Genomic DNA, 12,215 nt, shown 5'->3' with positions numbered 1-12,215 from the left:
GAGGCCGTACGCATCGCGCCTGATTGACCGGCTTGCACGGGGTTGCCAGGCTGTGCCACGGCGCCCCCGCAACGGCGTCCCCACCGGCGCGCCCGCGCGCCGTGCCAGGAGAGGAGAACGATGTCCGACGGGCAGTGGAGCCCCAGCACCGGGACCGGCCAGATCGTGGTGTCCGGACTGACGAAGCAGTACAAGAACGTCCGGGCGGTCGACAATCTGTCCTTCACCGTCGAGCCGGGGCGGGTGACCGGCTTCCTCGGCCCGAACGGCGCCGGCAAGACGACCACCCTGCGCATGCTGCTCAACCTGGTCACGCCGACCGCCGGCGAGGCCACCATCGGCGGCCAGCGGTACGCCAACCTGGCCGACCCGCTGCGCTCGGTGGGCGCGGTGCTGGAGGCGTCCAGCGCGCACAAGGGCCGCACCGGGATCAACCACCTGCGGGTGATCTGCGCCGCGGCCGGCCTGCCCCGGCACCGGGCCGACGAGGCGCTCGCGCTGGTCGGGCTCACCCCGGCGGCGCAGCGCAAGTTCAAGGGCTACTCGCTGGGCATGAAGCAGCGACTCGGGATCGCCGCCGCGATGCTCGGCGACCCACAGGTGCTGATCCTCGACGAGCCGGCCAACGGCCTCGACCCGGAGGGGATCCGCTGGATGCGCGGCTTCCTCAAGGGGCTGGCCGCCGAGGGCCGGACCGTGCTGGTCTCCAGCCACCTGCTCTCCGAGATGCAGCTGCTCGCCGACGACGTGGTGATCATCGCGGCCGGCCGGCTCATCCGGCAGGGACCGGTCGATCAGGTGATCGGCTCGATGACCCACGGCGCGCGGGTGCGGGTACGCACCCCGCAGGCCGAGGAGCTGACCGCGGCGCTGCGCGAGCAGTCGGCCGCGGTGGACGCCGACGGCCAGGGCGGACTGCTGGTCACCGGGGTGGACGCGCCGACCGTGGGCCGGGTGGCCCTGGCCGCCAAGGTGGAGCTGCACGAGCTGACCACCGAGCGCCCCGACCTGGAGGGCGTCTTCCTCGAACTGACGGCCGGAAAGGCGGAGATCCGATGAACCTGGTCCGATCCGAGCTGCTCAAGATCCGTACGACCAGCACCTGGTGGTTGCTGGGGATCGGGGCCTTCCTCGCCACCGCGGTGGCCTTCGCGGTGAACGCCTGGCTCGCGCACACCACGCTGAGCGGCCGCGGCGAGGAGATCGGGGTCACCGGCGAACAGGCGACCGCAGCGTCGCAGGCGGCGAACGTCTACACCTCCGGCCAGTACCTCGGACTGCTCTTCGTGATGCTCATCGGCATCCTGATGGTCACCAACGAGTTCTTCCACCAGACGGCGACCACCACGTTCCTCACCACGCCACGCCGCACCTCGGTGATCCTCGCCAAGCTCGGCGCGGCGTCGCTGCTCGGCTTCGGCTTCTGGCTGGCCACCACCGTGCTCGACCTGCTCGCCGGGGCGGCCTTCCTGTCCCTGGACGGCCACGGCACGCAGCTCGGCGAGTGGGAGGTGCAGCGCGCCCTGCTGCTCAACCTGCTGGCGTACGCGATCTGGACCAGCCTCGGGGTGGGCATCGGGACGCTGATCCCCAACCAGCTCGGCGCGGTGATCACCGCGGCGGTGCTCTACCTGGTCGGCACCCAGATCGTGCAGCTGCTCTTCTTCCTGGTCTCCAACTGGCTCGACAACGAGGCCGTGATCAAGTGGCAGGTCGTCTGGCCGGCCGTCGCCTCCCAGGTGATGATCAGCGGGCAACCCAGCCAGTTCACTCCCGCATGGTGGGTGGGTGCCCTGGTGCTGGTCGGCTACGCCCTGGTCAGCGGGGTCAGCGGCGTCCTGATCACCCGGCGGCGGGACATCGCCTGAGCCGGATCCGCCGAACGGCCCCGGTGGGTGACCGGGTGTCACCGACCGGGGTCGTTTCGTCGCATAGCAGGAGTCGGTGGGATACGCAGCGTTTGCTGAACTTCTGGCATCTTCTGTGAAACGGAACACCAGCCGGAGGCGAGAATGCCTACGCCATTCGTACGGCGTAGCCTGGGAGCCGTCTTCCGTGCCCGGATTCGGGCCCGGGATGACACCGCGTGACCTTACGAACCCGCGTGAAAGAGGCGATCAGCGGCCGTGTCGACCCAGCAGACTTCGCAGGAGAACCCACTGGCGGGTTTCGGCCCGAACGAGTGGATCGTCGAGGAGATGTACCAGCGCTACCTCTCCGACCCCTCGAGCGTGGACTCGGCCTGGCACGACTTCTTCGCCGACTACAAGCCGGCCCCCGGCGCCGCCACTGCACGCCCCGACGGCCAGGCCAAGCCGGCCGCGGCGCCGGAACCCGCCGAGCAGCAGGAGGCGGTGGCCACGGTGACCCAGCGGCCGGCCGCGAAGCCGGCCGCCGCGCAGCCGGCCGCCGCGGCCAAGGCCGCCCCGGCCCCCGCCAAGCCTGCCGCCGCCAAGCCCGCGCCGGCCGCCAAGGCCGCCCCGGCAAAGCCGGCCGCCAAGGCCCCGACCGTGAGCGCCGCCGGCACCACCCCGCTGCGCGGGGTGGCCGCCAAGATCGTGCAGAACATGGACGCCTCGCTGGCCGTGCCGACCGCCACCAGCGTGCGCGCGGTCCCGGCGAAGCTGCTGGTCGACAACCGCATCGTGATCAACAACCACCTGGCCCGCGGCCGCGGCGGCAAGGTGAGCTTCACCCACCTGATCGGGTACGCGCTGGTCCGGGCGCTGATCGAGCACCCGGAGATGAACAACTCCTACGCCGAGGTCGACGGCAAGCCGGCGATGGTCCGCCCGGAGCACGTCAACCTGGGCATCGCCATCGACCTGGCCAAGCCGGACGGCTCCCGCAACCTGGTGGTGCCCTCCATCAAGGCCTGCGAGCAGATGGACTTCCGCCAGTTCTGGCAGGCGTACGAGGACGTGGTCCGGCGCGCCCGCCGCAACGAGCTGACCATGGAGGACTACGCCGGCACCACCATCTCGCTGACCAACCCGGGCGGCATCGGCACGGTCCACTCGATCCCGCGCCTGATGCAGGGGCAGAGCGCCATCATCGGCGTCGGCGCCATGGAATACCCGGCGCCCTACCAGGGCATGAGCGAGGCGACCCTGGCCGAGCTGGCGGTCAGCAAGATCATCACGCTGACCAGCACCTACGACCACCGGATCATCCAGGGCGCCCAGTCCGGCGAGTTCCTCAAGGTGATGCACGAGCTGCTGCTCGGCGAGCGCGGCTTCTACGACGAGATCTTCACCTCGCTGCGCATCCCGTACGAGCCGGTGCGCTGGATGCGGGACGTGGCCGTCGACAGCGAAGGCCAGATCAACAAGACCGCGCGGGTGCACGAGCTGATCCACGCGTACCGGGTGCGCGGCCACCTGATGGCCGACACCGACCCGCTGGAGTTCAAGATCCGCAAGCATCCGGACCTGGACGTCCTCCAGCACGGGCTGACCCTGTGGGACCTCGACCGGGTGTTCCCGGTCAACGGGTTCGCCGGCAAGCAGCGGATGAAGCTGCGCTCGATCCTCGGCGTGCTGCGCGACTCGTACTGCCGCCGGCTCGGCATCGAGTACATGCACATCCAGGATCCGGAGGAGCGGCGCTGGCTCCAGGAGCGGGTCGAGCGCAAGTACGAGAAGCCGACCCCGGACGAGCAGAAGCACGTGCTCAACCGGCTCAACGCGGCCGAGGCGTTCGAGACCTTCCTGCAGACCAAGTACGTCGGCCAGAAGCGCTTCTCGCTGGAGGGCGGCGAGTCGCTGATCCCGCTCCTCGGCGAGGTGCTGGAGTGCTCCGCCGAGGCCGGGCTGGACGAGGTCGTCATCGGCATGGCCCACCGCGGCCGGCTCAACGTGCTGGCCAACATCGTCGGCAAGCCGTACGAGAAGATCTTCTCCGAGTTCGAGGGGCACCTCGACCCGCGCTCCACCCAGGGCTCGGGCGACGTGAAGTACCACCTCGGCCAGAACGGCAAGTTCACCACCCCGGACGGCGGGCACGCGGTCAAGGTCTCGGTGGTGGCGAACCCGTCGCACCTGGAGGCCGTGGACCCGGTGCTGGAGGGCATCGTCCGGGCCAAGCAGGACCGGATAGACCTCAAGCTGGAGGGCTACACCGTGCTGCCGCTGGCGGTGCACGGTGACGCCGCGTTCGCCGGTCAGGGCGTGGTCGCCGAGACGCTGAACCTGTCCCAGCTGCGCGGCTACCGCACCGGCGGCACCGTGCACGTGGTGGTGAACAACCAGGTCGGCTTCACCACCGCCCCGGAATACAGCCGGTCCAGCCTCTACAGCACCGACGTGGCCCGGATGATCCAGGCGCCGATCTTCCACGTCAACGGCGACGACCCCGAGGCCGTCGTCCGGGTGGCCCGGCTCGCCTTCGAATACCGCCAGGCGTTCAACAAGGACGTCGTGATCGACATGGTCTGCTACCGCAGGCGCGGGCACAACGAGGGCGACGACCCGTCGATGTCCAACCCGCAGATGTACAAGATCATCGACTCGAAGCGGTCGGTCCGGAAGCTCTACACCGAGGAGCTCATCGGGCGGGGTGACATCACCGTGGAGGACGCGGAGGAGCTGCTGCGCGACTACCAGGCGCAGCTGGAACGGGTCTTCAAGGCCACCCGCGACGCCGCCACCACGCCGCGCCAGCTCAGCCGGCCACCCCGGCTGGTGGAGCCGGAGCCGCAGGTCGAGACCGCGACCGACGCGGCCGTCGTCAAGGCGATCGGCGAGGCGCACGTCAACCTGCCGGAGGGCTTCACCCCGCACAAGCGGATCCAGCAGCTGCTGGACCGGCGGGCCCGGATGGCGGTCGAGGGCGGCATCGACTGGGGCTTCGGCGAGATCATCGCGTTCGGCACGCTGCTGCACGACGGGGTCACCGTCCGGCTCGCCGGGCAGGACTCGCGCCGGGGCACCTTCGTCCAGCGGCACGCCTCGATCGTCGACTCGAAGACCGGCGACGACTACCTCCCGCTGAAGTCGCTCACCGGCGACGGCGAGCGGTCCCGCTTCTTCGTGCACGACTCGCTGCTGTCCGAGTACGCCGCGATGGGCTTCGAGTACGGCTACTCGGTGGAGAACGTCAACGCGCTGGTCTGCTGGGAGGCCCAGTTCGGTGACTTCGTCAACGGCGCCCAGTCGGTGATCGACGAGTTCGTCTCCTCCGGCGAGGTCAAGTGGGGGCAGCGCTCCGCGGTGACCCTGCTGCTGCCGCACGGCCACGAGGGCCAGGGCCCGGACCACACCTCCGGCCGCCCGGAGCGGTTCCTCCAGCTGTGCGCCGAGGACAACATGCGGGTGGCCATCCCGAGCACCCCGGCGAGCTACTTCCACCTGCTGCGCCGCCAGGCCCTCTCGCCGAAGCGGAAGCCGCTCGTGGTGTTCACGCCGAAGTCGCTGCTGCGGCACAAGCTCTGCGTGTCGCCGGTGGAGGACTTCACCACGGGCACCTTCCAGCCGGTCCTGCGGGACACTGCCGCCCCGGCGCCCGAGCAGGTGAAGCGGGTGCTGCTCTGCTCGGGCAAGGTCTACTACGACCTGTTCCAGGCCCGGCAGGAGCGGGGCGTCACGGACACCGCGATCATCCGGATGGAGCAGCTCTACCCGCTGCCGGTCGAGGAGATCCGGGCCGCGCTGGCGCAGTACCCGAACGCCGAGGACTTCGCCTGGGTCCAGGAGGAGCCGGCCAACCAGGGCGCCTGGTCGTTCGTCGCGCTCAACCTGCTGGAGCACCTGGACGGCGTCCGGCTGCGCCGCATCTCCCGCCCGGCCGCCGCCGCCCCGGCGGTCGGCTCGGCGAAGATGCACGAGGTGGAGCAGGGCGCGCTGATCGAGGCGGCCCTCCCCCGCCCGTGACCTGACCGCACCGCCAGCACCGGGGCAGCGACCGTACGACGGCCGCTGCCCCGGTCGCGTGGCGACCCTTTTCTTGTGAGAGGACGGATCATGTACTTCACCGACCGCGGCATCGAGGAACTGGTCGAGCGCCGGGGCGACGAGCAGGTCAGCATGGAGTGGCTGGGCGAACGGCTGCGCGACTTCGTCGACCTGAACCCGGAGTTCGAGACCCCGATCGAGCGCTTCGCCACCTGGCTGGCCCGACTGGACGACGAGGACGAGGACTGACCGTGACGCATTGACGGCGGGCCGTTCCCTGGCGTCCACTGGAGAGCAGCGCGCAGGGTCCGCCGAGGACCCACGTCCCGCCCGACGCCAGGGAGGCGGAGATGGATCCCGAACTCCGCAAGCCGCCGCAGGACGCGGTGACCGTACGCCACCTGCGTCTCGGCATCGGCTCCGTCGGCATCGCACTGCCGGTCGTGCTGGTGGTCGGTCACCTGGTCGCGGCCCGCCGGCTCACCCTGCTCGACTCGCTCAGCGCCTACTACCACACCGAGATGCGCGACGTCTTCGTCGGCTCGTTGTGCGCCGTCGGGGTGTTCCTGATCGCCTACCGGTACCGCCGGCCGGACGACGCGCTGGGCAGCGTCGCCGGGGTCCTGGCGATCGCGGTGGCGCTCTTTCCCACCACCGTGGGCGCGCCGGCCGGCACCACCGGCCACAGCGATCGAACGGTCGGCGTGGTGCACCAGATCGCCGCCGCCGGGCTCTTTCTGCTCCTCGCGGTCTTCTGTCTCTTCCTGTTCACCCGCCCGGATCGGGTCGGGGTGCCGCCGTCCCGGTCGGCCGTCCGGTTCTACCGCGTCTGCGGCGGGCTCATCCTGCTGGCGATCACGTTCGCGCTGGCGAGCACGCGACTGCCCGCGGATCTGCGGCACACGCTCAAGCCGGTGCTGTGGTGCGAGGCGGTCGCCGTGTTCACCTTCGGGGCCGCCTGGGTGGCGAAGAGCGACGCGCTGTTCCGGGCCGCGGAGTCCATCGACGAGAGCGACGTTCGCCAGGACCCCCGGCCGGCCGCGCCAACCTCGTCCTGAGCGGGAAGGGGCCGTCGGCCCCGGGCACAAGGACCCGGGCGGGGGCCACCACGATCTTGTAGCGTGAGGTCGTGGCACGCAGCGTGTACCTGACCAGCGTGGGCTCGGGCGGGGGCAAGTCGACCGTCGCGCTCGGGCTGGCGGAGCTGCTGTCCCGGCAGGTCGAGCGGATCGGCACGTTCCGGCCGCTGGTCGCGGGCCAGGGCCCCGACCAGATCCTGGCCCTGCTCACCGAGCGCTACCGGGTGGAGCTGCCGATCGACGCGCTGCACGGCTCGACGTACGCCGAGGCCACCGCGCTGGTCGCGGACGGCCGGCGGGAGGAGCTGATCTCCCGGATCGTCGCCCGCTACCGTGCGGTGGAGCGGCGCTGCCCCGCGGTCGTCGTGGTGGGCAGCGACTTCGCCGACGGGGACGGCGCCGGCCCGCGCGAGCTGGCGTTCAACGCCCGGCTGGCCATCGAGTTCGGCAGCGTCGTGGTGCCCGTGGTCGACGGGTTCGGCCAGCCGCCCGAGGCGGTCGCGGCGGCGGTGCGCGGCGCGTACCACGACCTGGTGGACCTGGGGGCGACCGTGCTGGCGGTGGTCGCCAACCGGGTGCCCGAGCCGATGACCCTGCCCGACCTGCCCGTCCCCGCGTACGCGATTCCCGAGGTGCCGGCCGTGTCGGCGCCGACGGTGGCCGAGGTGGCGGCGGCGCTCGGCGCCACCCTGCTCGCCGGGGACGACGCCGCGCTGGACCGCGACGTGCTCGACTACGTGGTGGGCGCGGCGCACGTGCCCATCCTGCTGGACCACCTGACCGACGGCGCGCTGGTGATCACCCCCGGCGACCGGGCCGACCTGCTGGTGGCGGCGGGCGCCGCGCACGTGGCCGGGCAGGTCTCGCTGGCCGGGCTGGTGCTCACCCTCGGCGAGCAGCCCGACCCGCGGGCGATGCGGCTGGTCGAGCGGCTGAACACCGGGCTGGCCGTGCTGTCGGTGCCCAGCGACAGCTACGCCACGGTCGAGGCGTCCAGCCGGATCGAGGGGCGGCCCAGCGTGGCCAACCCCCGCAAGGTGGAGGCGGCGCTCGGCGCCTTCGAACGCTGCGTGGACACGGTCGACCTGGCCCGGCGGCTCCGGGTCAGCCGCTCCGCACGGGTCACCCCGCTGATGTTCGAGAACGACCTGATCGACCGGGCCCGAGGGCAACGCCGGCGGCTGGTGCTGCCGGAGGGCACCGAGGAGCGCATCCTGCGCGCGGCGGAGATCCTGCTGCACCGGGGCGTCGCCGACCTGACCCTGCTCGGCCGGCCGGCGGAGGTCGCCCGGCGCACCCGAGAGCTGGGCGTCGACATCGGCGGTGCGCAGGTGGTCGACCCGGTCGCCAGCGAGTGGCGGGACGAGTTCGCCGCCGAGTACGCGCGGCTCCGCACGCACCGGGGCGTCACGCCCGAACTGGCCCAGGACATCGTGGCGCAACCCAACTACTTCGGCACCATGATGGTGCACTTCGGGCGTGCCGACGGCATGGTCTCCGGCGCCACCCACACCACCGCGGCGACCATCCGGCCGGTCTTCGAGATCATCCGGACCGTGCCGGGCGTCTCCGTCGCCTCCAGCGTCTTCTTCATGCTGCTGGCCGACCGGGTGCTGGTGTACGGCGACTGCGCGGTCAACCCGGATCCGGACGCCACCCAGCTCGCCGACATCGCCATCTCCTCGGCCGACACGGCGGCCCGGTTCGGCATCGAGCCCCGGGTGGCGATGCTGTCGTACTCGACCGGCGACTCCGGCTTCGGGGCGGACGTGGAGAAGGTCGCGGCGGCCACCAAGCTGGTCCGGGAGCGCCGGCCGGAGCTGCTGGTGGCGGGCCCGATCCAGTACGACGCGGCCATCGACCCGCAGGTCGCGGCCACCAAGCTGCCGGACAGCCCGGTGGCGGGCCGGGCGACCGTGTTCGTCTTCCCGGACCTGAACACCGGCAACAACACGTACAAGGCGGTGCAGCGCTCGGCCGGAGCGGTGGCGGTCGGCCCGGTCATGCAGGGCCTGCGGCGGCCGGTGAACGACCTGTCCCGGGGTGCCACCGTGCCGGACATCGTCAACACCGTGGCCATCACCGCCATCCAGGCCGCCGCGTCGTCGGAGGGGGTCGCGTGACCGATCGGGTGCTGGTGCTCAACTGCGGGTCCTCGTCGGTCAAGTACCGGCTGTACGACGGCGAGGAGGTCCGGGACAAGGGAAAGATCGAGCGGGTGGGTGAGCCGGGCGGCGGGACGCCCGACCACGCGAGCGCGGTACGGGAGATCATCGACCGGCTCGACCTCGACGGGCTGGCCGCGGTCGGGCACCGGGTGGTGCACGGCGGCCGGCGGTTCAGCGAGCCGACGCTGATCGACGACCCGGTCCTCGCCGCCATCGAGGACCTGGTGCCGCTCGCCCCGCTGCACAACCCGGTCAACCTGGCCGGCATCCGGGTGGCCCGGGAGGTGCTGCCGGACACCCCGCAGGTCGCCGTCTTCGACACCGCGTTCCACCACACGCTGCCCGACGCCGCCGCCACCTACGCGATCGACCGGGACACCGCCGAGCGGTACGGCGTCCGCCGGTACGGCTTCCACGGCACCTCGCACTCGTACGTCTCCCGGCGCACCGCCGAACTGCTGGACCGGCCGTACGCGGAGCTGAACACGATCACCCTGCACCTGGGCAACGGGGCGAGCGCCTGCGCCGTCCGGGGCGGGCGGAGTGTGGCCACCTCGATGGGCCTGTCACCGCTGGAGGGCCTGGTCATGGGTACCCGCAGCGGGGACCTCGACCCGACGGTCATCTTCCACCTGCGCCGCGAAGCGGGGATGGGTGTGGACGAGATCGACGACCTGCTCAACCACCGCAGCGGCCTGCTCGGCCTGGCCGGGGCCAACGACATGCGCGAGGTGCTGGCCCGCCGGGACGCCGGGGATCCCGCCGCCGCCCTCGCCTTCGACGTCTACTGCCGCCGGATCACCGGGTACGTCGGCGCGTACTACGCGCTGCTCGGACGGGTGGACGCGGTCACCTTCACCGCGGGCGTCGGCGAGCACGCCGCGCCGGTCCGCGCCGCCGCGCTGGCCGGGCTGGACCGGCTGGGGATCGCCGTCGAACCGGCCCGCAACGACGGCACCGGCGACCGGGTGATCTCCCCCGACGGGGCCGAGGTCACCGTCTGCGTGATCCGGACCGACGAGGAGCGGGAGATCGCCCGGGAGACCCGGGAAGTGCTCGGCTCACGCTGAGGCTGCCAGCCTGCGGCTGTCTGATTCGGCTAGCGGGACGACCGCTGCTCAACCCGGCGAGGGCCTTGCGAACCGGTTGGTGGTTGCCCGCTCGCTGTGGAGCTGATGTCGCAAGCGATTCACCGACCCGACGGGCCGCACATGGGCGCGCGGCACCAGGCCTGAGTCGTTCACGACATCAGCTCCACAGCGTCCCCAACACATGTGCGGCGCTGTCCGAAACAGCTGCGTGCTCCCGACCCCCAGCGGCGGGGCTCAGCTCAGCGCCAGCCAGGCCACCACGGCGACCACCACCACGGCGACGCCGATGCCGGCGATCAGCGGCAGCCGGGACGGCGCCTCCGCCGCCGCTGCCGTGTCGGGCGACTCGACGAAGGCACGGAACTGCGCGGTGTTGCCGCTCGGGTCGGTGTAGTTCTCAGCCATGCGCGTGACCCTAGCGAAGCTCGTCCAGCCGGAGGCTGTTCCGCCGAGCCGGCGACCACAACACGGTCCGGCCGGTGGAGGCCAGTCGGCCAGGTGGTGAGGGTGCTCGGTCCGGACGTCCGGGCCGCACCGGCCACCCGGCCGCCTACCGTGAAGTGGTGAGGGTGCAGCGGCTGGTCGCCGCGCTGGTGACGGCGCTGCTCGCGGGATGTGGTCCGGCCACCGCGACGACCCGCGGTGCGGCCGCACCCGCCATCCGAGCCGCCCCCGAGCAGAGCTACCCGGTCGGGGTGCGGCAGTTCGTCGTCGACGCGGGCGGTCCCCGGCCGCTGCCGGTCACCGTCTGGTACCCGGCGGCCTCCCCGGCATCCACCGGCCCGCCGTCGACCCCCACCGCCCTGCCGTCGACCTCAACCATCCCGCCGTCGACCCGCACCGCCGCGCCCAGCGCCCCGAGGGCGGAGACCGGGCCGAGCGTACGGGCCGGGGCGCCGGTGGCCGCCGGGCGGTTCCCGGTGGTGATCTACAGCCACGGGCTGCGCAGCCTTCCCGAGCTGCACGCCCCGCTGACCACCCGCTGGGCCGCCGCCGGCTTCGTGGTGGCGGCGCCGACCTTCCCGCGTACCAACCTGCGGGCGCGGGACTTCACCCGGGCGGACGTCCGCAACCAGCCCGCCGACGGCTGGCGGCTGATCCGCCACCTGGTACGCCTCGACGCCCGCCGCGGCGACCCGCTCGCCGGGCACCTCGCCGTCAACCGGATCGCCGCGGCCGGACACTCGGCGGGCGGCTTCACCACGGCCGGCATGTTCACCTCGGGGCACCCGGCCCGGCTGCGCTCCGGGATCGTGCTCGCCGGCGGCGGGCTGGCCGGCAGCTTCGCCGGTCCGGTGGCGCCGCTGCTGTTCGTGCACGGGGCCGCCGACCCGATCGTGCCCGAGTCGGTCGGCCGGGCCGCGTACGCCCGCGCGGTCGGGCCGGCCGCCTTCCTGAGCCTGCGCGGTCAGGGCCACGGCGAGTACCTGATCCCGGGAAACCTCGGCTTCCCCCAGGTCCTCGCCACCACCATCGACTTCCTCCGGTGGACCCTCTACGACGACCGGGCCGCCCTGCGCCGCCTCCCCACCGATGCCCGCCTCCCTGGCGTCACCACGCTGACCAGCCGCCTCCCCGGCTGACCCGGCCGCTCGCCAGGTGGGTACGGCCCTCGGCCCGCGCCGGCTCGGCGACATCGTGGCGTCGACCGGCCCCGGCCCCCGCCACATCGCCGACCTGACGTCGAGCATGACCGGGCCGAGCGGGCGCGGTCCGCCGCTGGGCGGTAGCGTCACCGCGTGGACGGGGGCGGGCTGGCGGACCGTGGGCCGGCACCCCGCTGCCCGAGGGGATGCTGGACGCCCGGCCGGGCCGCATCGGCCCGCTGGCCGCACCGATCATCAGTGCCGCCGCGCAGATCGAGTTCAAGGAGATGTTCCCGGTCTGGATGCCGGCCCGGCCCCGCCGCGCCAAGGACGCCGCCGACCTGGCCCGCCTCCGGAGCAGCCGATCCGACGGCGGCGGGTGACGACCGGCCCGACCGGA

General features: G+C 72.4%; 10 protein-coding genes. 9 read left to right on the top strand and 1 reads right to left on the bottom strand.

The genetic code is table 11. The features are described 5' to 3' along the window. Positions 1–120 precede the first annotated feature (120 nt). The 7 genes from ACFYML_RS27035 to ACFYML_RS27005 all read left to right on the top strand — a co-directional run bounded on the left by ACFYML_RS27035 (position 121) and on the right by ACFYML_RS27005 (position 10,208). Complete coding sequence (locus ACFYML_RS27035; RefSeq protein ID WP_387423301.1) at positions 121–1,059, top strand: ABC transporter ATP-binding protein; 939 nt, start codon at positions 121–123, stop codon at positions 1,057–1,059. Then, positions 1,056–1,868 carry an ABC transporter permease gene (locus ACFYML_RS27030; RefSeq protein ID WP_387423300.1) on the top strand — a complete coding sequence of 271 codons (813 nt, stop codon included), beginning with the start codon at positions 1,056–1,058 and terminating at the stop codon, positions 1,866–1,868. The genes ACFYML_RS27035 and ACFYML_RS27030 overlap by 4 nt, the downstream gene beginning before the upstream one ends. Before the next feature lie 258 nt (positions 1,869–2,126). Beyond that, positions 2,127–5,870 carry a multifunctional oxoglutarate decarboxylase/oxoglutarate dehydrogenase thiamine pyrophosphate-binding subunit/dihydrolipoyllysine-residue succinyltransferase subunit gene (locus tag ACFYML_RS27025; RefSeq protein ID WP_387423299.1) on the top strand — a complete coding sequence of 1,248 codons (3,744 nt, stop codon included), beginning with the start codon at positions 2,127–2,129 and terminating at the stop codon, positions 5,868–5,870. A 90-nt stretch (positions 5,871–5,960) separates the two neighbouring features. Continuing rightward, a complete protein-coding gene (locus tag ACFYML_RS27020; RefSeq protein WP_357440187.1) occupies positions 5,961–6,140 on the top strand; it encodes a DUF6104 family protein in 180 nt (59 codons plus the stop codon). A 101-nt stretch (positions 6,141–6,241) separates the two neighbouring features. Then, positions 6,242–6,949 carry a DUF998 domain-containing protein gene (locus ACFYML_RS27015; protein WP_387423298.1) on the top strand — a complete coding sequence of 236 codons (708 nt, stop codon included), beginning with the start codon at positions 6,242–6,244 and terminating at the stop codon, positions 6,947–6,949. Between the two features lie 71 nt (positions 6,950–7,020). Further along, the gene (gene pta, locus ACFYML_RS27010; protein ID WP_387423297.1) at positions 7,021–9,093 is read left to right on the top strand and encodes a phosphate acetyltransferase; all 2,073 of its coding nucleotides are present in this window, start codon (positions 7,021–7,023) and stop codon (positions 9,091–9,093) included. Continuing rightward, entirely contained in the window at positions 9,090–10,208 is a 1,119-nt protein-coding gene (locus ACFYML_RS27005) for an acetate/propionate family kinase (RefSeq protein ID WP_387423296.1), read from the top strand. Before pta ends, ACFYML_RS27005 begins: the two co-directional genes overlap by 4 nt. Before the next feature lie 255 nt (positions 10,209–10,463). Here the strand turns inward: ACFYML_RS27005 and ACFYML_RS27000 are convergent, their stop codons facing one another. Beyond that, positions 10,464–10,634 (bottom strand): hypothetical protein, encoded by a 171-nt coding sequence (locus tag ACFYML_RS27000; protein ID WP_357439946.1) that lies wholly within the window; start codon positions 10,632–10,634, stop codon positions 10,464–10,466. 158 nt (positions 10,635–10,792) lie between these two features. Here ACFYML_RS27000 and ACFYML_RS26995 point away from each other — a divergent pair, with 158 nt between their 5' ends. After that, positions 10,793–11,812: an alpha/beta hydrolase gene (locus ACFYML_RS26995; protein WP_387423295.1), complete on the top strand. Its 1,020-nt coding sequence runs from the start codon at positions 10,793–10,795 to the stop codon at positions 11,810–11,812. 209 nt (positions 11,813–12,021) lie between these two features. After that, positions 12,022–12,198 carry a hypothetical protein gene (locus ACFYML_RS26990; protein ID WP_387423294.1) on the top strand — a complete coding sequence of 59 codons (177 nt, stop codon included), beginning with the start codon at positions 12,022–12,024 and terminating at the stop codon, positions 12,196–12,198. Positions 12,199–12,215: the final 17 nt, after the last annotated feature.

Origin of the sequence: Micromonospora sp. NPDC007230 (assembly GCF_042869115.1) — a bacterium.
Taxonomy (GTDB): domain Bacteria; phylum Actinomycetota; class Actinomycetes; order Mycobacteriales; family Micromonosporaceae; genus Micromonospora.
The sequence above is the reverse complement of the archived record's forward strand: the minus strand, read 5'-3'. Positions and strand labels throughout refer to the sequence as shown.

Coding starts and splice junctions, on each gene's coding strand:
- ACFYML_RS27035 (WP_387423301.1), top strand. CDS start 121: ATGTCCGACGGGCAGTGGAGCCCCAGCACCGGGACCGGCCAGATCGTG.
- ACFYML_RS27030 (WP_387423300.1), top strand. CDS start 1,056: ATGAACCTGGTCCGATCCGAGCTGCTCAAGATCCGTACGACCAGCACC.
- ACFYML_RS27020 (WP_357440187.1), top strand. CDS start 5,961: ATGTACTTCACCGACCGCGGCATCGAGGAACTGGTCGAGCGCCGGGGC.
- ACFYML_RS27015 (WP_387423298.1), top strand. CDS start 6,242: ATGGATCCCGAACTCCGCAAGCCGCCGCAGGACGCGGTGACCGTACGC.
- ACFYML_RS27000 (WP_357439946.1), bottom strand. CDS start 10,634: ATGGCTGAGAACTACACCGACCCGAGCGGCAACACCGCGCAGTTCCGT.
- ACFYML_RS26990 (WP_387423294.1), top strand. CDS start 12,022: ATGCTGGACGCCCGGCCGGGCCGCATCGGCCCGCTGGCCGCACCGATC.